This window comes from Paraburkholderia sp. RL17-383-BIF-A (assembly GCF_046028015.1).
GTDB lineage: Bacteria > Pseudomonadota > Gammaproteobacteria > Burkholderiales > Burkholderiaceae > Paraburkholderia.
Map to the genome: position 1 here is coordinate 1 of NZ_JARESR010000049.1, position 18,280 is coordinate 18,280.

The window sequence follows — 18,280 nt, forward strand, 5'->3', positions numbered from 1 at the left end:
GTTTTGTAAGCGGGTGGCCTCGGGCGGGGGGGGGGGGCGGGGGGGGGGGGGGGGGGGTTGGGTGGCGGGTGTGGGGGGGGGGGGGGGGGTGGCCGTCGGCGTCGGGGTAGGCGTCGGGGTAGGGGTCGGCGTCGGGGTCGGCGTGGGAGTCGGCGTCGGTGTTGCAGCGGCCGCCTTAATCCAGCATGACTTGCCGTAGCCATAGGCCGGGTCGGTCTGCGACACTGCGCCGACATAGCACCCGACGCCATTGCTGAACGTATGCGGCGCGGTCAACATCACCGACGGCGCGTTGGGCGGAACCGCACCAAACACCACCGAGGCCGTTCCGAGGAAAGAGCAGTTGCCATTCTCCTGGGCGCACAACTTGTATTGCTGTCCCGAGACCGTGATGGTGCTTGCCTGAGCCTGCGCGCTTTGCGCCGCAAACGATGCCAACACTGTTGCCGATGCAACTCCCAATAGTTTCAAGTATCTCGTCATTGTCCGTAAGTTCGCTAAAAGCAGGTTTTCCCCGAGGATTCAGCAAGATCGACCAGTCGTCCCGCTTTGGCGTTATTGAGTACAGAGAGAGGTGAACCTGAGAACGCGCCGACCGCGTTCATTGCTGACGAAGCTAAAGCTTCGATGTACTGCTATTCGTGGCGGACCTACTCGCCGTGCGCGCAGGCTGACCAGCGCCAAATAGCGGCGCGATCAACATTGCAACCCAGAGTCGGCCCAACTTCTATTTATTACGTTATGCTTACTATTCTGTCGAGAAGTAATCCCTCGACAAGCCGCTACCCGCTACTACGCATGGATTTTCGACACAGTGGATCGAACGCGACACGCACCAAAATCAAACCGCACGCACCGCTTGCGTGAAAAAATCAAGCGTTTTCCTGAGCGACGCAAAGCGCTACGCCGGTCACCCGACCGGGAAAACGCCACAAGGGGGTCATGCAGGTCGCCGAAGCAACTGGAACATCTGCCGAGGCTCGCGCTGACAGACCGGCGCACCTCATGGTTGACAAACAAAACTCGTACCAACACGAACAACTTAGACACTTAGGATGACGAATAATCAACCCAGTTTCTTTTCGTATACCGTTGACTGTCCATTATTGACGTGAACCCGTTGTCTCGGCAGCGATCGAGGTGTGTCCTCGTCTTGCGAGTCGGGTTCGGAACCAAAAAACAATTGATCCGTGCGGGTCTGCCACCTTCGCCTCAATGTCGGCGAGCGACAGCGTGCTGTCGAAATCGAAGTGCGCGCAGCGTTCCACCAGCACGCTTCGCGTACAAAAATCAGTCCGTCGACGCGCGGCAACCACTACCGTAACTGTTACAGGAAAAACGGTGCTCGACCGCATGCCCGGTATTAGTTACAGAACTTTTTGGCAGACGAATTATAAACGTTTCATCCGCGTAACGTGCCGGGGTTCAAGGGCGATAAGTGATAAGAGCAAGAAACTACGAGATGATCCGGGCAGAGATTTTCGAATCGAGGGTGAATGGAAAAACTCCGCCTCGCGGCAATGCGTAAAACGCAAATCTTTGATTCGTCAGTTTATTAAAGGCACCGTTCAGCCTCAGCGCTTCACCTGTGCAATTTTTATATTGGTAATACAAAAAGGCTCGCGTCCGCCGCGAGCCTCAAGACACAAGAACCAGACGATTACTCGTCAGGCGCTGCGTGCAACTGCACGCATGTTATTGCGCCGCCGTAGCTAGCAACACGGGATCGTTGCGATACAGATCCGGGAACATGCGCTTCAGGTCGGCCACTTTCGGCAAATCGTTAATGGCAATGTATGGGTGATTCGGATGCAGCGCGAGGAAGTTCTGGTGATAGCTTTCCGCCGTATAGAAGCCTTTGAAGTCCTCCACACGAGTCACGACCGGCGCAGCAAACACATGAGCGTTGTTCAGTTGTGCGATATACGACTGCGCAATACCGCGCTGCGTGGCATTCACGGGGAAAATCGCCGAGCGATATTGCGTGCCGTGGTCAGGGCCCTGATAGTTCAACTCTGTGGGATTGTGCGCAACCGAGAAGAATATCTGCAGCAATCGCCCATACGTGATCTGCGTTGGGTCGTAGGTGATCTGCACCGACTCCGCGTGTCCCGTATCGCCGTCGCTGACGGTTTCGTATTGCGCGGTGGAAGCCGCGCCTCCGCTATAACCGGACGCGACCTGTTTCACGCCACGCACATGTTCGAACACACCTTGCACGCCCCAGAAACAGCCTCCCGCCAGCACCGCCGTTTCACTATGCGTTGCAACGCCCTTCTCGTCCTGTACGGGAGCCGGGATCTTCGTGGCGGCTTCAGCCGAATGCGCGACGTGCTGCGCGGCCACAACGCCCAAAGCAACTACAACGAGACCTGTGAGTCGAGTAACGGAGAAACGTTTCCGCGGCGACGCGGTGCGGGTGGATATCGTATGCATGATGGTCATTCCTTTGGATCAGCTTGAAGTTGAGTCAGGCCGCTCGCGTCGGCTTAACCGAATGTGAAGGCAAATGCCTGCACACCCGGATCGAGAAACTCGATCGAGAACGTGTGGTCCTCGACCTGGCCGGTTTGCCGCACCAGTTGATAGAGACGTTGCCCGGTCACGATGCCGCTGCCGTCAGCGGCGACATCGGTGCCGTGCGAGGCGCGAGGCGCGGCACCGTCGACACTCACACGAAACCGCACTGGCTTGCCGTCCTTACCCGGCCCGAGCACCAGATGCAGGTCGCGCGCATGAAAGCGATACACGATACGTCCAGACGCGGCGACGAGCGTGGCTTGCTCCGCACCCACGTTCCATGAACCGGCGAACCCCCAGTCATTCACGGCTGGTTGCGACGGCGCTGCATACGTGTGCGCCTTGTCCTCGACCGCCCCGCCCGGCGACGCGAAGTTCTCCGCGCGCTGATAACCGACATAGGTTTCCGGCGATTGCATATCGGCGTTGTCGGCAGCGGCTTGCACGCCTTGTGCGCCGGTGCTCGCAATACCGATTGCGATATTCGACGCATTCGCGTGGCCCGCTTCGGCCAGCAGTTGCTGGATCACCTTTTCCGATTCCGCGTAATCGCCTTCGCCAAAGTGGTGATAGCGAATCTGCCCTTTCGCGTCGACGAAATAGTGCGCGGGCCAGTACTGATTATTCAGCGCACGCCAGATCGCATAGTTGTTGTCGATCGCAACGGGGTAGTCGACCCCCAGGTCATGCGTGGCCTTCTTCACGTTGTCGATATTACGCTCGAAGGCGAATTCCGGCGCATGCACACCGATCACGACGAGCCCCTGATCCTTGTACTTCTGCGCCCACGCTTTGACATACGGCAGCGAACGCAGGCAGTTGATACAGGAGTATGTCCAGAAATCGATCAGCACGACCTTGCCGCGCAAGTCCTGCAGTGTAAGCGGCGGCGAATTGAGCCATTGGACCGCGCCGTTCAGCGGAGGCAGCACACCCTCGACCGGCAGTGGCGCCGCAGCGGCGGCGGTGCGCATTATCGCGCCGCCCGACATCGCGGCGGAGACCGGTTCGACCACCGCGCCGCCTTGCGTCGCCGGGTTGGCGCTCCTCATCGCGCCGCCGGCGGAGACGTGCGCCGGATTCTCGCCGACCGGCGACTTGCCCGGCGCCGCGTTCGGTGAAAGCGTGTCGACGAGCTTCTGTTCGAGACCGCCGGTGGCGACCGTCGAAACACGAGCGAGTACGCCGGTGTCGAATCCGAGCGCGATCGCAGCTACGCCGAACAACATCGCTGCACCAATTCCGCGGCGGACCCATTCGCCCGCGCCCAATGACCGTTTCATCGCCGTGAACACCTTGCCGCCGATCAGGAGCGCCACCGCCAGCGACGTCGCCGCGCCGGCAGCATAAGCCGCCAGCAGCAACGTAGTACCCACGCTCGCGCCGCGCAGTGCCGCGCCGGTCAGCACGAGGCCGAGAATCGGCCCGGCGCACGGCGCCCAGAGCAGACCGGTGGCAATGCCGAGCAGAAACGACGACCCCGCGCGGACCTGGTGGCCATCCGCCTGCGCGAAATCGGACAGACGATTGCCGGCGCTGACGAGCGGCCGCATCAAATGATCGGCGAAGCGCGGGAACAACAACGTCAGCCCGAAGATCGCCAGCAGCGCGATAGCCAGCCAGCGGCCATACTGGTTGGCCTGCGTGACCCAGCCACCGCCCACCGCCGCAAGCGTCGCGACGAGCGCGAACGTGAGCGCCATGCCGGCGAGCAAGGGCAAGCCGCTGCGCACGAACGGCTGATCGGCGCGCGCGAAAACAAACGGCAGCACAGGCAGAATGCATGGGCTGAGAATGGTGAGGGCGCCGCCAAGATAGGCGAGAACGATGAGTAGCATGTCAGTTCCGAACGTTCGTGTAGACGGTTACAGTGAGCACGCGGGCTCGGGCGTCAGCCGGCGTACAGTTCATTCAGGGCCTGGTATTGCGGAAAGTGCCCACATGCTAGAGCGCCACCGATGTCGAAGTCCTCACGAAAAGTTAAATTAAATGTGATAACTCGCGGGCCGGAAATTTTGCACAATGGCGCAATGGCCGCCTTTCCCGGCGGCCGTGCCCGGCCCCGCTTCTCAACCGCGCACTGAACCGCCGCTGAAACCCACCATGGACAATCCGAAGCGCATCCTGATCGTCGAAGACGACGTCGACATCGCCAACGTGCTGAGTCTTCATTTGCGTGACGAGCGCTATGAAGTGGTGCACAGCGCCGACGGCAACGAAGGGCTACGCCTGCTCGAACAAGGCGGCTGGGACGCGCTGATTCTCGATCTGATGCTGCCCGGCGTCGACGGCCTCGAAATCTGCCGGCGCGCCCGCACGATGACGCGCTACACGCCGATCATCATCACCAGCGCACGTTCGAGCGAAGTGCACCGGATTCTCGGCCTCGAACTGGGCGCTGACGACTATCTCGCCAAACCGTTCTCGGTGCTCGAACTGGTCGCACGCGTCAAGGCCCTGCTGCGCCGCGTCGACGCCCTGGCGAAAGATGCGCGGATCGAAGGCGGCAGCCTGCGGATTGCCGGGCTCGCAATCGATCCGCTGACGCGCGAGGCGGCCGTCGACGGCAAGCCGATCGAACTCACGCCGCGTGAATTCGACCTGCTGTATTACTTCGCGCAACATCCCGGCAAAGTGTTTTCGCGCATGGACCTGCTCAATGCAGTGTGGGGTTATCAGCACGAAGGCTACGAGCACACTGTCAATACCCATATCAACCGGCTGCGCGCGAAGATCGAGGCGGATCCGGCCCAACCCGAGCGCATCCTGACCGTCTGGGGTCGCGGCTACAAGCTCGCCGTGCCAGGCGACACACCCGCGCCCGCCGGCGCGCAGAAGGACGCATCGTGAATCTGACGCTGACCCAGCGGCTCTCGCTCGTTTTCTCCGTGCTGTTGCTGGCATGCTGCGGCGCGTCGGCCTTCCTGCAAATCCGTTCAAGCGATCTGCACGAAAAGGAGGTCATACAGAGCCTGTCGCGCAATCTCGCCGACCATATCGCGCGCCGCACCACGCTGATGGACGCGAACGGCTTACGGCCCGACGCGGTCCGGCAACTGTTCGGGCAACTGATGATGGTGAATCCGAGTGTCGAGGTGTATTTGCTCGACAATCAAGGGCGCATTAAAGGCGATGACGCGCCTGTCGGACACGTCAAGCGTGAACAGGTAAACCTGAAGCCAATCCGGCAATTCATCGCGGGCGAGGCACTGCCGATTCTCGGCGACGACCCGCGCAGCACCGACGGCAGGAAAGTGTTTAGCGCCGCGCCGCTGCAACTGAGCGGCCAGGCGCCGTCCGGGTATATCTACGTGGTCCTGCTCGGCGAAGAACACGACGCACTGGCCGCACGCGTGGCGGCCAGTTCCGTGTTGCGGACCACGTTGTGGTCGATGGCGCTAGTTGCCTTGTTGGGACTGCTTGCCGGTTTGACGGCATTCGGCCTCATCACGCGGCCGCTGCGCCGGCTCACCGACGCCATGCGCCGCTTCGACGCGGAGGGCGAGCCCGACACCCAGCCGAACGTGCCGCGCTCCTCGGCAGCCGGACCGCGCGACGAAATCGCGGTGCTCGAAACCACCTTTGCGCAGATGGCGAACCGCATCGGCGAACAATGGCGCGCGCTGACGCGGCAGGACCAGCAGCGCCGCGAGTTGATCGCCAATATTTCGCACGACCTGCGCACACCGTTGACTTCCCTGCACGGCTACCTCGAGACACTGTCGTTGAAGTCCGACACGCTCGGCGAAACGGAGCGCAAACGCTATCTGGCGATCGCGCTCGCGCAAAGCGTCAAGGTGGGACGGCTCGCCCAGGCACTGTTCGAACTGGCCAGGCTCGAACACGGCAACGTGCAACCTGCGCTCGAGCCATTCTCGCTAACGGATCTGGTGCAGGACGTCTTTCAGAAGTTCGAGTTGCCGGCCGAGGCGAGGCACATTCAGTTGCGAGCGGTTATTTCGCCGCGTCTGCCGAATGTTTGCGCTGACCTCGGCATGATCGAACGCGTGCTGACCAACCTGCTCGATAACGCGATTCGCCACACACCCGCCCAAGGATCGATTGAAATCGATCTCGCGCACAAGGACGGCAACGTGTCGGTCACGGTCAGCGACACGGGGCCCGGCATTCCAGCCGAGCAGCGCGAGGGGTTGTTCGAACGGCCATTCAGCGCCGGCGGCGCGCATCGTGGCGGCGGGCTCGGGTTGCTGATCGTCCAGCGCATGCTGCAACTGCACCATAGCCAGATACGTCTGGTCGACACCGCGGGAACGGGCACGACTTTCTGCTTCGAGCTGCCTACGGCTGCCGTCAGGGCGAGCACCGCGGGCCTGCCACTGTGACGGATCGCAGCAGAACTCGCTGCCGCCAACGCGCGCGCACCTGAGACCGTCGGCATGGTCGTAGCGGCAGCGGCCTTTCACGATGCCCGGCAATCAGACGTTAATCGCTGTCTTTGCAAGTCGCCTACGCTCCTGCCAGTTGCGTAGCTGACCGGCGATGAACGCGCCTATCAGCAGCGACAGATACAGCAGCAGAATGTAGTGGCGCCATGCATCGAGCGCGCCCTGATGTGCGATCAGTTTCGAATCGGGCTGCAACGGCCCGGCACTGATCGCCATGACCGCCTGCTTCATTCGTATAAAGCCCGCGGCGGACAACAGCGGCAACAGAACGAGCAGCGCAACCAGAACGGGCTTCGCGCGGCGCGCCATAGCATGATGACGCATGCGCAGCCACAGTCCGAGACAACCGTGCAACCAGCCCGGCGCGAGCAATGCGAGCTGCAAGCCTTGCGTGCCGCTAGTGATGAGCGATATCAGAATGCGTTCATAGTTCGGTTCAAAACCATAGAGCGATGACGCAAGACGGGTCGACACGGCATGCCGGATGAGCAGCAGAGGCAGACTCAGTCCCGCCCAGAGTCGAACCCATTCAGTGAGCGGAAGCGTCCAGTAGCGGCGCCCATAGATGGTTCGCAGCGCCAGCGAAAAATGTAGCAACGCCGCGCCATACAGAAGCACGGTACCAGGCACGCTGCGCCACAACCGCAGTGCCAGCACGAGACCGCGCCCGGCAAGATCCAGCGACCAGATCCCCAGCGCGTGATTGACCAGATGCAGAAAGAGGTAGATCAGCAAAACCACGCCGGACACGAGCTGAAAACGGCGCAGTAACGTATGCACGGTCGACTCCCTGACATTGAGCACGGACAAACCCGGCGGCCGACGCAGCACCGATATCGTCTCGCGTCGGGCGGCTCGCGGATAGTCAGCCGGGCACGGTGTCGTCCCAGCGGGGTTACGTGTTCGAAACATGTCAGGCCCCACGCGCAGACCGTTCCTGCCGGTTGTCGTCCGTTCTACGGTTCACCGCCGTATGGCGAATAGCGTCGGCAAATTTCTGAAGTGCCGACAGTGAACCGCAAACGCTGTGGTATTCCTCCCGGCCTATCCGGCCGTCGAGAATAACCGCCATTCCTGACTGACGGGCCATGTCGATGATGTCCATTTGAGCACCCCCAATTCGTGTCTTCACGACTGTAAGACGCCGCATTTCACGTGGTTATTCCCGCTCTCCTTTTAAACACGTCACCCGGAATAAGAAATCCATTCCGACGGTTTACCGGTTCAGAGCGTGCTGATGCCGGCTCACGTCGAGTTCGAACATTGCGCTCGCACATTGAGGAGTATTGACATGAAACTGATCTCGCTGAACCGGCTCGCCGCGCGGGCCCTGTCTGGCGCATTCGTCGTGAGCGCCGCCCTTCTGGTGAGTTCGACCGGGGTCTATGCGCAAACGTCTGCCATGCCCGGCACGCACCAGGTCACGCGCGCCGAAGTGCGCCATGAACTCGAGGAACTGGAAGCCGCTGGATATGACCCGTCCCGAGGCGACGACAACGACTATCCCGCCGACATTCAGGAAGCGGAAAGAAAAGTCGCCGCCATGCACGCAGCCCAAAAGAATGCGCTCAATGACAACCCGCCGGCAATGCAGACCATGCCGATGCATTAACGGCAATTCTGGATGGGCGAACCTGCGGAAAGCGGGCTCGCCCTTCGATTGACGCCGCTCCGGCAAAAACAGAGATCGGCGTAGAGGCAGTAAGCGCAGCGCTGAGCGATCTGCTTCGAAGCGTGGATTCGATCATTCGCGCCCTGTTCGACGTGGATCCTCCTCCGCGTAAAGCCTGTTGTCGTTCAACCGACACCCAAGCCTATGACTGTTGGATTAGCCGCACCACCCGGCACCTTCGCCGTATGCGGTTAATCGCCGGCATCTCCTTTGTTATCAGCGGCTTGGCGGTGCAAAAGCGAAACTGGCACGTCCTGTGCGCTATGACTAGCCGAGCACTCATCAACGTGCTCAACCAAATAATCTTTCTCAAGGAGCACGTCATGAAAGAACTGAAGATCGACGAGTTGCATCGCAACGAAGAAATGACCTCTTCCGACATGGCTCGTATTGTCGGAGGAACAACGAAAGAGCCCGTCGGCAAACCGACGCATATCGACGCGATGAACGGCGTCCTCACATTCGGCGATGGCTCGAAGTGGTCGATGGACCTCAACGGCAAGCTACATCCGCTTTAAATCGATAACGGCCGCATGGTTCCCCGGTGAGGAGGCAGGAACTTCAACTTCTCATCGGTGACCCGTCGAGCGCATCCAGCACGATTGGCTAACCGGAAAGCTTCGTCTTTTCCGAACCATTGCTTCGCAATTGGCAAGTTTATTCGATCCCTTGAATGCCGCAGACTGGGTTCATCTTCACTACGGACATATCCGCGAAAGGACCCTATCATGCGCACCTATCCCCGTAACAGCCCGCAAGCCGCAGCACGCATCGTCGCGCTCGCTCTCACCGCCGACGGCCACGTTAGCAGCTCGGAAGAGCGTGTGCTGGACAGACTGGATATTGCCGGCGAACTCGGTCTCGCACCGGCACAATTCGAGCAGATCGTGCAGACGCTATGCGAGGATCACTCGGTCGCACAGCCTTCGTTTGCGCCGCCGGTGGGTCATCTCGATCCGGCCATGCTGACGACCTTGATCGACGAGATCGACGATCCCGCGCTGCGTCGCAAGGTGATTCGCCTATGCGTGGCCGTGGCGGTCGCCGACGACTTTCTGGCGGACGGTGAAATCGCCGTGCTTGCCGCCGTATTGAATGCGTGGGGCCCCAATCTGACGCCTGCCGCGCGACGTCAGGGCCTCCCCTCGCACGTGCTGCGTAGTTATAACCGCGCGCCGGCCACCACCTGAGACGCCAGGCCGTGATGTTGGCCGCGACGCGACCGGATGGCGTGGATCTCTTCGATCACGCCGTCCGCGCGGCCGAGCCAGCGCAGGCCTCGCAGCAGCGACAGGTCTTCCGCGCCCAGTTCCGCGAGCGGGAATACGCCGAGGCCGCGCGCGGCAAACACCGCCATCAACGCGCTGTCCTCGAACTCGCCGACAATGCGCGGCCGGATGCCTTGCGCCTCGAACCACCGGTCAAGGCGTGCGCGCAACGCGGCGTGCCGGGTGGGCAGAAGCAGAGGCACCTCTGCGAGGCACTGCGGAAAGCCCGCGCGCGCGGACTTGCGGACCATCTCCGCCGGGCCGTACCAATCGACCGGCGAACCCGCAAGGCGCTGGCTCAACACGCGCAGGTCGGCATTGTGCGGCGCCGGCTGGCACGCGAGCACCAGATCGAGCCTGTGCAGCGCAAGCTCCGACATCAGCTCCGCATGCTCACCCTCGTGGCACAAGAGCCTGAGCGACGGCGTGCCGAGCACCGGCGCCAGCAGCGCGTGTGCCGCGAGCTTTGAAATGCCGTCGGAAAGACCCACCGCGAGCCGCGCCACGCCTTCCCCACCCGCCTCGCGCATCTCGTCGAGCAACGCCTCGCCGATCTGAAAAATCTGCTCCGCGCGATTGAATGCCGTCTCGCCGGCCTCCGTCATCGTGACGCCGCGCCCGGCCGGTTTCAACAGCTGGCGGCCGATCGATTTTTCCAGCTCGCGCACCTGCGCGCTAATGGTCTGAACCGCCATATCGAGCCGCTCGGCCGCGCGCGCAAAGCCGCCTTCCTTCACGACGATCCAGAAATAGTACAGATGACGGTAGTTGAGCATGGCGTAACACTTCGAAAAAATCGATATAACGATCAGATTATCACTGATTTATTCGAAATTCGGTGGCGGCGATCATGACGCTATTCCGACGTTACCTGCATTCATTCGCTTACGGACACCATGGACTTTCTGCTCACACTCGCTTCCGATCCTGCTGCATGGGCAGCGCTCCTCACGCTGGTCGTGATGGAGATCGTGCTCGGCATCGACAACCTGATTTTCATCTCGATCCTCAGCAACAAGCTGCCGGAAGCGCAACGCGCCCGCACGCAGCGTCTGGGCATCATGCTCGCGCTCGTGCTGCGACTGGGCCTGCTCGGTACGGTTGCCTGGATTGCCCAGTTGACCGCGCCCGCCGTCACGCTGTTCGGCCATGCGTTTTCGTGGCGCGATCTGATCCTGCTCGGTGGTGGTCTGTTCCTCGTCTGGAAGGCGACGCGTGAGATTCACCACCACGTGGTGCATGCGGAAGAAGAACGCGGCAACGCGAGCAGCACCGTGCAGTTGACCGTGGCAGGCGCGATCGGCCAGATCCTGTTGCTCGATATCGTGTTTTCGGTCGACAGCATCATCACGGCGGTCGGCATGACGGACCATATGCCGATCATGTTCATCGCGGTGATCAGCGCGGTGCTGGTCATGCTGTTCGCAGCGCGTCCGCTGTCACGCTTCATCGATCGTAATCCGACCATCGTCACGCTCGCGCTGAGTTTCCTGCTCGTGATCGGCATGACGCTCATTGCTGAAGGTTTTGGCTCACACGTGCCGAAAACATACATCTACGTGGCGATGGCTTTCTCCGCGTTCGTCGAGGCGATGAACATGCTGGTGCGCCGCGCGAAGTCGAAGCGCGTGCCCAGCACCGGGGAATGACCGATAGCGCGGGAAGTTGTTGACGGATCGGACGGCTCGCACGATCGAGCGTTCGATGCCTTTCTACTCTTGAGGAGCGACACCATGAAATGCCCTGTATGCAAGACCACCGACCTGCTGATGACCGAGCGCCGCTCGATCGAAATCGACTACTGCCCGGACTGCCGCGGCGTGTGGCTCGATCGCGGTGAACTCGACAAGCTGATCGCGCAGGACGCCGCGAGCCTCGACACGGCGCCCGCGACACGCGCAAGTCGTGAGGGCCACCGTGATCGGGAACACTCGTACGACAGCCACCGTGGGTACGACGATCGTCGAACGGACTATCGGACGCAAAAGAAAAAGCGCTCGATTTTCGACGTGTTCGATTTCGACTGAGCAGCGCCAGTCAGGATGAAAAAGGCGCCGGCAGTATGCCGTCGCCGCCACCGTTAGCGTGCTTTGCCGCGAGCGCTCTTGCCGGGGGTACCGGCGCGCGGGGCCTCTTTACCCACCGGCGCCGTGGCGCCGTTGATCTGCTCCATCCACGACAAGGCGTCGACATAGGAGAGGAACTGCTTGAGATAACCGGGCGATACCTCGCGCATGAGCGAGAGCGCACGATGCACGAGGCTGCTCGAGTTCAGCGGACCGGCGTTGCCAGGCACCTGCTCGAGCGACTGCCGCATCTGCTTCTCGGTACGGACTTTGGACCAGACTTCCCTGAAGTAATCGAGTTCCGCCAGTTCCGGGTACGAGGCGGATCGCGGCGAGCCGTTCGTCGCCAGCGCATGTTGACTCGCGATGGAGTCGACGAGGCTCTTCAGCGTTGCCTGCGCGGGCTCGTCTGGCAACGACGCCGTGCGGTCCGCGCGCCTTAAGGCGTCGGCATCGTCCGTCGAACTTTCTGAACGTTCGATCTGCCCACCATACGCTTCCAGCAGACCGGCTAACCGGTCATCCAGAATCCGTCGCGCCTCGCCGCTGTGGCCGGCCGCGCGCCGGGCCAGCGCCTCGATGAAATGAAAGCGGACCGGATCCAGACGATCGGCGCCGCGCGCGCGCCACGCGTCGAGCGTCGCCCGGGCTCCGTTTGCCGGATCGCTGTCGGGCTTACTCACGAGGTTTCACCGTGGAAGACGACGGTCGCGGGACCGGCGCGATTTCCACGCGCCGGTTTTTGGCGCGTCCCTGCTCGTCGGCGTTCGAACTCACGGGTTGGCCGGAGCCGAACGCGGCCGCAAAGAGCGACGAGGCAGGCACGCCGTCGTCGATCAACGCGCGCGTCACCGTCAACGCGCGTTGCGCCGACAATTCCCAGTTATCGGCGAAACGACGGTTGCCTTCGCGCAAACGCTGGTCGTCGGTAAAGCCGCTCACCATCAGGATCTCGTCATTGGCGCCGAGATACGCCGAGAGCGGCCCGGCCAGACTCTTGAGCAGATCCCGCCCTTGCGGCTGCAATTGATCGGAGTTCAGCGCGAACAGCACATTGCCGCTAATGCCGATGCGGCCATTCACGAGTGTCACGCGCCCGGCCGCGAGCGGGCCCGCGAGCGCCTGCTCCAGCGTCTTGCGGCGCTGCGTTTCGAGCTGACGTTGCTTGACCTCCTGCTCCAGCTTGTTCGACAGCTCCAGTTGCACGCCAATGACGCCCACCAGGATGAGTACGAAGGCGCCGAGCAGCACCGACATCAGGTCGCCAAAAACCGGCCAGATCGGCGCGACCTGCTCCACGCCGCCGTCGATGTCCTCGCTCATGCCGCTTCAGCTCCGGCTGCCGCGCGCCGCCCGGCGAGCTGCTGCAGGTCTTCGACGATCTGCTTCTGCGACATCACGCTCAGGTCGATGACTTCCCGCGCCTGCGCCACGTAATACGCAAGCTGTTCGTCGCTGCGCGCGAGCGATTTGTCGAGTGCGGTTTCGATACGCTGCAGGTGCGCGACCAGCTTGTCGTTCGACTCGCCGAACACTTGCACGGCGGCGCAGAACGCTTCGCCGAGGCTCGCTACTTCGACAGCGCTGCCGGTGACTTGCGCGGCCACCGAGCCCAGCTTGCCGGTTTCGAGTTCGATCCTGTCGGTGAAGCGTGTCCCCACGCGCTCCAGCAAATCCGCCGAAGTGGCGACGAGCGCGTCGACGGCCGTGCGCTGCTCGGTGGATGCGTGATTGACCGCGTCGAGCAGCGTTTCCAGCGTTTCGAGCAAGCGGCTGCGCTCCTGCAGCATCGCGGTATCGCGCACCATGCTGTCGGAGAGTTTCTGGCGTAATTCGGCGACGACTTCGGCGGCGGCTTTGGGTGCTTCCGAAGCCGCTTGCACGAGTTGCCCGATCTCGGCGATCGTGCTGCTCGCGTGTGCCTGTGTCTGGGCCGAAATGTCGCGCGCGGTTTGCGCCAACGTCTCGCAGATTTCCTGCTGACGGCTCGCGGTGCGCGCGCCCGCCTGTTCCCATTCGTGGCTCAACGTCGTCGCCATCGCTCCGAGCGCCTCGGTCCAGGCGGCCAGCCTCTGCTGATCCCGCGCGGCCAACTCCGCTTGCAGGTTCGCCGCGGCCTTCGGCGCTTCCGCCGCGGCCTGGACCAGCCGGTCGATTTCGGCAATCGTATTGCTCGCGTGCGCCTGCGTCTGGACCGATATGTCGCGCGCGGTTTGCGCCAGCGTCTCGCAGATTTCCTGCTGACGGCTCGCGGTGCGTGCGCCCGACTGCTCCCACTCCTTGCTCAACGTCGCCGCCATCGCGCCAAGCGTGTCGGTCCACGCTGCCAACCGTTGCTGATCCCGCGCGGCCAACTCCGCTTGCAGGTTCGCCGCGGCCTTCGGCGCTTCCGCCGCGGCCTGGACCAGCCGGTCGATTTCGGCAATCGTGTTGCTCGCGTGAGCCTGCGTCTGGACCGAGATGTCGCGCGCGGTTTGCGCCAGCGTCTCGCAGATTTCCTGCTGACGGCTCGCGGTGCGTGCGCCCGACTGCTCCCACTCCTTGCTCAGCGTCGCCGCCATCGCACCGAGCGCCTCGGTCCAGGCGGCGAGCCGCTGTTCGTCCTTCGAGCCCAACTCGGTCTGCAACTCCGCGTGCGACTGCCCCACGCCGCGCAACAGGGACGCCGCGTGCTGCTCGAACGTCGCGGCAGCCGCCGCCAGGGCTTGCTGGTTGCTCGCGGCAAGCTTCTCGCCGACGCTTTCCTGGCGCGACAGCGCCTCGTTCCAGGCCTGCGACACGCCACCCACCGCGCTTTCCAGGCGTGCGGCGACGCCGTCCAGCAAACCGGCCGAGCGCTGTTCGAACGTACCGGTGAAGCGATCCAGCGTGTCGCGCAGGTGCTGCGCCAGTTCCTCACTCGAACGCTGATGCCCTTCAAGGGCCTTGTTCCAGATGTCCGCGACGGTCGTGGTGCTCGCCTCGAAGCCGCTCGACAGTCCGTCCAGTTGCCGCTGCACGGCGTGCGTGACGGTCTCGTGCAACGCGGCCGTTTCGCGCGCGAGACCGGCCATCGTGGCCTCCATGACCGGCTGCAGCGCCGCGCCGGCGGCACGCGTGCTGTCCGCGACGCTCGCCTTCAACGACTGCTCGACCGAACTGGCGAGGCGCGTATAAGTGGCCTCGGTCCGGACGTGGAAAGCCTCCTGGCTGGCGATCTGCCGCTCATTCAAGGCGAGGCTCTGCTGCTCGATGGCCCCCATCATCGTCTGCAAGCGGTCGACCAGCGTGGGCATCACCTCGGCCTGACGTTGCAGGAGCCGGAAGGCTTCTTCACGCTGATGGCTCTGCGAGTAGATGCGCAAGGTCGTCGCGATCTTCACGTCGAGCATCTGCGCGGCCTGCAGGCGCTCGCGCCGGCACAGCGCGGACAGCAGCCCCAGCATGGCGGAACTCGCCACGCCCGCAATCGAGGTGCCGAACGCAAAGCCCAAACCCTTGACCGGCGCGGCCAGCGAGGCGCGGATCGCCTGCAGGTCGGTTGCGCTCTCCAGCGCCATGCCGGTGCCGCGCAAAGTGGCCACCATGCCGAGCAGCGTACCCAGCATGCCGAGCAACACTAGCAAGCCGACCAGATAAGGCGTCAGCGCCGGACCTGGCAAGGCCACGCGCTCGCCCTCGACACGCAGCCGCACCGCGTTGCGCAGGCTGGGATGCAAGGGCTCGAGCCATGCGCCGAGGCTTGGCGGCGGCGCGGACAGCCCCGCGACGGCGCGCGTCAGCGTGCCAGTGGCCTCGCGGTAGCGGTGCAATTCGAGCGCGCCCGCCACGTAGCAAGCGCCGATCAGTAGAGTGACGGCCAACGCCAACGGGTTCGAAACGGCGTAGCCGGCGGCGATCCAGCACACAGCGGCCAGACCAGCCAGAAACACAACGAGATCAATACGATATCTGGACATAGTGTCCCAGTTAGCTGGCGCGAAGGGCGGCGAGCAACCCTTCGACCGGTTGTAAACGAATATCCAGTTCGGCAAGCAACACGCTTTGCATATCCTTGCGGAACAGGTTCAGCCATGCGCCGGGCGTGACCGGCGTTGCGTCGCCGGTGGCGTTGCTTGCGGTGTCGCCCGAGGCCGCAGCCTCGGCCTCGGCGGCGGTAAGCACCGCCTGCTCGGCCGCGCGCAAGCGCTCGAAGTGCCCCGCGAGCAGCCCGGGCACGGCAGCCAGCAGATTGCGCTCACGTTCGCTCAGGGCGCGCTCCATGACCGCATCCACCACCGCGAGCCGCGCCATGGCGGGCGTTCTGGCCGCCAGCATGGCTCGCAGACGGCCGCGCAGATTGCCGATGCCCGTTTCCATCGACTGCTGGAGGGCGAGATAGCGCTGACGAAAAACCGCGTAGTCGGCCGCCGGCTCCGTGGGCGCAATCCGCGACGGCGCGTGCGCGGCTCCGTGTCCATGCCCGTGTCCATGGCGCCGCGCGGCAGCGAATACGCTGTCGCCCGTGATCGCCTTCGCCAGCGAACTGCGCGCGCGCACGTAGTCCGCCTCTTCGGCGCTGCCGAAAACTCGACCGCCGGCCGCGACAGCAGGCGGATTGCCGTTCAGCGCCGAGGACAGCGCAATGGCGTCGGTCCAGCCGAGCCATTGGCTGAGCCGGTCCGAGAGCGATTGCCTGGATTCGGGAATGTCGGCATCCGCGAGGCGAGCCAGTAAGCGAATGAGCGCCGGGCCGCTGAGCGCGGTGCGCGGGGGGGCTTGCAACATACCACCGAAGTCAAAAAAGTCAGCAGTTTACACGCTGACGGGACCGGGGCGGCTGCCGTGCGATCCGTCGGCCGTGCGCAAGAGGCATTGGATCGTGCCGAACGCCCTGCCGACGGGCCTTCCAGCCTGCTGCTCCAGCCGCTTGCGCAACGCGCTGAAGCGCGACGCCCCCCGGTCGCCGCAAGGTTCTTGCGCATGCGCTGCGTGATGCCGGGTTCGGCCTGAGATCCGGACGACTCCATGTAAGATAAACGTTCGCTTCATTGCGCCTGCGCTCGGCGCCGCGCGACCCGAATGTCGGACGATCGGATCGCGGAAATCTTCGAACAAAGTGACTTCAGGCGAGGCACGTCAATAGAATGAAATTCGATACGGTTGTGCTCGGGGCGGGCATTGTCGGCGTGTGCATTGCCGTGCATCTGCAGAAACGCGGCCGCCAAGTCGCGCTGGTGGATCGCAAACTGCCAGGCAATGAGACGTCGTTCGGCAATGCAGGCCTGATTCAGCGCGAAGGCGTCTATCCCTATGCGTTTCCTCGTGGACTCGGCACGTTGCTTCGCTACGCGCGCAATCAGTCACCGGACGTTCGCTACCATGCCGACGCCATCCTCAAGACCACGCCCTTCCTGTGGCGATACTGGCGCAACTCTCATCCGTCGAGGCACGCCGCCATTGCGAAGTCGTATGCGACGCTGATCGAGCATTGCGTGAGCGAGCACCGTGCGCTAGCCGCCGACGCCGGCGCAAGCGCGCTACTGCGCCCGATCGGCTGGATGAAGGTGTTTCGCACCGAAGCGGTTCTCGAGAAGGAAGCGCTTGTCGCCGAACGTTGGCACAGGGAATACGAGGTCCAGTTCGAAACGCTCGACGCCGCCCGCCTGCAGCAGATCGAGCCCGATCTCGACAAGACGCTCGTGGGTGGCGTGCGCTATCCGCAATCCGATTCCGTGAGCGACCCGAACGCACTCGTCACCGCGTACGCGAAGTATTTCGAAACGCTGGGCGGACGGTTTTTTATCGGCGATGCGGATACGCTTCGCGAAGGCTGGCAAGTCGATACGGAGGAAGGCACGATCTCGGCAGCGTCCGCTGTCGTGGCGTTGGGGCCGTGGTCGGATCGCGCGAGCGCGCGCCTCGGTTATCGCTTGCCGCTTGCGGTCAAACGCGGATATCACATGCACTACGCGCCGCAGGGAACGGCCCGCCTGCATCAGCCGGTGCTCGACGCGGAAAACGGCTACGTGCTGGCGCCCATGGCACGCGGCATCCGCTTAACGACGGGCGCGGAAATCGCCCACCTCGACGCGCCGAAAACGCCGACGCAGCTCGCCGCCGTCGAACCGGCCGCCCGCGCGCTTTTTCCGCTGGGCGAACGTCTGGATGCCGAACCGTGGATGGGCCGGCGCCCCTGCACGCCGGACATGATGCCGATCATCGGCCCCGCGAAAAAGCACGACGGTTTATGGTTCGCGTTCGGTCACGCACATCATGGGCTCACGCTAGGTCCGATCACAGGACGCCTCGTCGCCGAAATGATGACCGGCGAAGCCACCGTCGTGTACCCGCGGCCGTTCAGCGTGGAGCGCTTCTAACGGCAAGCCT

The 18,280-nt window shown here is 63.1% G+C and carries 17 protein-coding genes and 1 pseudogene; 8 read left to right on the plus strand and 10 right to left on the minus strand.

Annotated elements, in window-relative coordinates; genetic code table 11:
* From P0D71_RS33670 to P0D71_RS33680, 3 genes and pseudogenes are all read right to left on the minus strand, one after another.
* Positions 1-483: pseudogene (locus tag P0D71_RS33670) on the minus strand (hypothetical protein); the annotation flags it as partial.
* Positions 484-1,695: 1,212 nt separating this feature from the next.
* The gene (gene msrA / locus P0D71_RS33675; RefSeq protein WP_408483670.1) at positions 1,696-2,436 is read right to left on the minus strand and encodes a peptide-methionine (S)-S-oxide reductase MsrA; all 741 of its coding nucleotides are present in this window, start codon (positions 2,434-2,436) and stop codon (positions 1,696-1,698) included.
* A gap of 53 nt (positions 2,437-2,489) precedes the next feature.
* A complete protein-coding gene (locus P0D71_RS33680) occupies positions 2,490-4,358 on the minus strand; it encodes a cytochrome c biogenesis protein DipZ (RefSeq protein WP_408483671.1) in 1,869 nt (622 codons plus the stop codon).
* Between the two features lie 265 nt (positions 4,359-4,623).
* Here P0D71_RS33680 and P0D71_RS33685 point away from each other — a divergent pair, with 265 nt between their 5' ends.
* Both P0D71_RS33685 and P0D71_RS33690 read left to right on the plus strand, forming a co-directional pair.
* Positions 4,624-5,370, plus strand: a complete 747-nt coding sequence (locus P0D71_RS33685) for a response regulator transcription factor (protein ID WP_408483672.1) — start codon at positions 4,624-4,626, stop codon at positions 5,368-5,370.
* A complete protein-coding gene (locus tag P0D71_RS33690) occupies positions 5,367-6,863 on the plus strand; it encodes a HAMP domain-containing sensor histidine kinase (protein ID WP_408483673.1) in 1,497 nt (498 codons plus the stop codon). The genes P0D71_RS33685 and P0D71_RS33690 overlap by 4 nt, the downstream gene beginning before the upstream one ends.
* A gap of 93 nt (positions 6,864-6,956) precedes the next feature.
* Here P0D71_RS33690 and P0D71_RS33695 read toward each other — a convergent pair whose 3' ends face one another.
* Entirely contained in the window at positions 6,957-7,706 is a 750-nt protein-coding gene (locus P0D71_RS33695; protein ID WP_408300206.1) for a hypothetical protein, read from the minus strand.
* Between the two features lie 133 nt (positions 7,707-7,839).
* Positions 7,840-8,031, minus strand: coding sequence for a hypothetical protein (locus tag P0D71_RS33700; protein ID WP_408299963.1), 192 nt, complete (start codon positions 8,029-8,031; stop codon positions 7,840-7,842).
* A gap of 186 nt (positions 8,032-8,217) precedes the next feature.
* Here P0D71_RS33700 and P0D71_RS33705 point away from each other — a divergent pair, with 186 nt between their 5' ends.
* The 3 genes from P0D71_RS33705 to P0D71_RS33715 all read left to right on the plus strand — a co-directional run bounded on the left by P0D71_RS33705 (position 8,218) and on the right by P0D71_RS33715 (position 9,788).
* On the plus strand, positions 8,218-8,538 hold the full coding sequence (locus tag P0D71_RS33705; RefSeq protein ID WP_408299965.1) for a DUF4148 domain-containing protein: 321 nt from the start codon (positions 8,218-8,220) through the stop codon (positions 8,536-8,538).
* Positions 8,539-8,660: 122 nt separating this feature from the next.
* Entirely contained in the window at positions 8,661-9,116 is a 456-nt protein-coding gene (locus tag P0D71_RS33710) for a hypothetical protein (protein WP_408483674.1), read from the plus strand.
* A 210-nt stretch (positions 9,117-9,326) separates the two neighbouring features.
* On the plus strand, positions 9,327-9,788 hold the full coding sequence (locus tag P0D71_RS33715; protein ID WP_091807168.1) for a TerB family tellurite resistance protein: 462 nt from the start codon (positions 9,327-9,329) through the stop codon (positions 9,786-9,788).
* Here P0D71_RS33715 and P0D71_RS33720 read toward each other — a convergent pair.
* Positions 9,761-10,642, minus strand: coding sequence for a LysR family transcriptional regulator (locus tag P0D71_RS33720; protein ID WP_091807166.1), 882 nt, complete (start codon positions 10,640-10,642; stop codon positions 9,761-9,763). The genes P0D71_RS33715 and P0D71_RS33720 overlap by 28 nt on opposite strands.
* Positions 10,643-10,762: 120 nt before the next feature.
* On the opposite strand from P0D71_RS33720, the gene P0D71_RS33725 reads away from it, so the two are divergent.
* Positions 10,763-11,515, plus strand: a complete 753-nt coding sequence (locus P0D71_RS33725; protein ID WP_408185159.1) for a TerC family protein — start codon at positions 10,763-10,765, stop codon at positions 11,513-11,515.
* 84 nt (positions 11,516-11,599) lie between these two features.
* Positions 11,600-11,893, plus strand: coding sequence for a TFIIB-type zinc ribbon-containing protein (locus P0D71_RS33730; RefSeq protein ID WP_091807162.1), 294 nt, complete (start codon positions 11,600-11,602; stop codon positions 11,891-11,893).
* Between the two features lie 53 nt (positions 11,894-11,946).
* Here the strand turns inward: P0D71_RS33730 and P0D71_RS33735 are convergent, their stop codons facing one another.
* From P0D71_RS33735 to P0D71_RS33750, 4 genes are read right to left on the minus strand one after another with little or no spacing between them, the layout of a single operon-like run.
* Complete coding sequence (locus P0D71_RS33735; protein ID WP_408483675.1) at positions 11,947-12,615, minus strand: DUF2894 domain-containing protein; 669 nt, start codon at positions 12,613-12,615, stop codon at positions 11,947-11,949.
* Entirely contained in the window at positions 12,608-13,255 is a 648-nt protein-coding gene (locus tag P0D71_RS33740; protein ID WP_408185156.1) for an OmpA family protein, read from the minus strand. Before P0D71_RS33740 ends, P0D71_RS33735 begins: the two co-directional genes overlap by 8 nt.
* Positions 13,252-15,870: a DUF802 domain-containing protein gene (locus P0D71_RS33745; protein WP_408483676.1), complete on the minus strand. Its 2,619-nt coding sequence runs from the start codon at positions 15,868-15,870 to the stop codon at positions 13,252-13,254. Before P0D71_RS33745 ends, P0D71_RS33740 begins: the two co-directional genes overlap by 4 nt.
* Before the next feature lie 10 nt (positions 15,871-15,880).
* Positions 15,881-16,678 (minus strand): DUF3348 domain-containing protein, encoded by a 798-nt coding sequence (locus tag P0D71_RS33750; protein ID WP_408483677.1) that lies wholly within the window; start codon positions 16,676-16,678, stop codon positions 15,881-15,883.
* Positions 16,679-17,037: 359 nt separating this feature from the next.
* Here P0D71_RS33750 and P0D71_RS33755 point away from each other — a divergent pair, with 359 nt between their 5' ends.
* Positions 17,038-18,270, plus strand: coding sequence for an NAD(P)/FAD-dependent oxidoreductase (locus P0D71_RS33755; protein WP_408483678.1), 1,233 nt, complete (start codon positions 17,038-17,040; stop codon positions 18,268-18,270).
* Positions 18,271-18,280: the final 10 nt, after the last annotated feature.

Coding starts and splice junctions, on each gene's coding strand:
- P0D71_RS33740 (WP_408185156.1), bottom strand. CDS start 13,255: ATGAGCGAGGACATCGACGGCGGCGTGGAGCAGGTCGCGCCGATCTGG.
- P0D71_RS33720 (WP_091807166.1), bottom strand. CDS start 10,642: ATGCTCAACTACCGTCATCTGTACTATTTCTGGATCGTCGTGAAGGAA.
- P0D71_RS33685 (WP_408483672.1), top strand. CDS start 4,624: ATGGACAATCCGAAGCGCATCCTGATCGTCGAAGACGACGTCGACATC.
- P0D71_RS33680 (WP_408483671.1), bottom strand. CDS start 4,358: ATGCTACTCATCGTTCTCGCCTATCTTGGCGGCGCCCTCACCATTCTC.
- P0D71_RS33745 (WP_408483676.1), bottom strand. CDS start 15,870: ATGTCCAGATATCGTATTGATCTCGTTGTGTTTCTGGCTGGTCTGGCC.
- msrA (WP_408483670.1), bottom strand. CDS start 2,436: ATGCATACGATATCCACCCGCACCGCGTCGCCGCGGAAACGTTTCTCC.
- P0D71_RS33715 (WP_091807168.1), top strand. CDS start 9,327: ATGCGCACCTATCCCCGTAACAGCCCGCAAGCCGCAGCACGCATCGTC.
- P0D71_RS33705 (WP_408299965.1), top strand. CDS start 8,218: ATGAAACTGATCTCGCTGAACCGGCTCGCCGCGCGGGCCCTGTCTGGC.
- P0D71_RS33700 (WP_408299963.1), bottom strand. CDS start 8,031: ATGGACATCATCGACATGGCCCGTCAGTCAGGAATGGCGGTTATTCTC.
- P0D71_RS33730 (WP_091807162.1), top strand. CDS start 11,600: ATGAAATGCCCTGTATGCAAGACCACCGACCTGCTGATGACCGAGCGC.
- P0D71_RS33725 (WP_408185159.1), top strand. CDS start 10,763: ATGGACTTTCTGCTCACACTCGCTTCCGATCCTGCTGCATGGGCAGCG.
- P0D71_RS33750 (WP_408483677.1), bottom strand. CDS start 16,678: ATGTTGCAAGCCCCCCCGCGCACCGCGCTCAGCGGCCCGGCGCTCATT.
- P0D71_RS33755 (WP_408483678.1), top strand. CDS start 17,038: ATGAAATTCGATACGGTTGTGCTCGGGGCGGGCATTGTCGGCGTGTGC.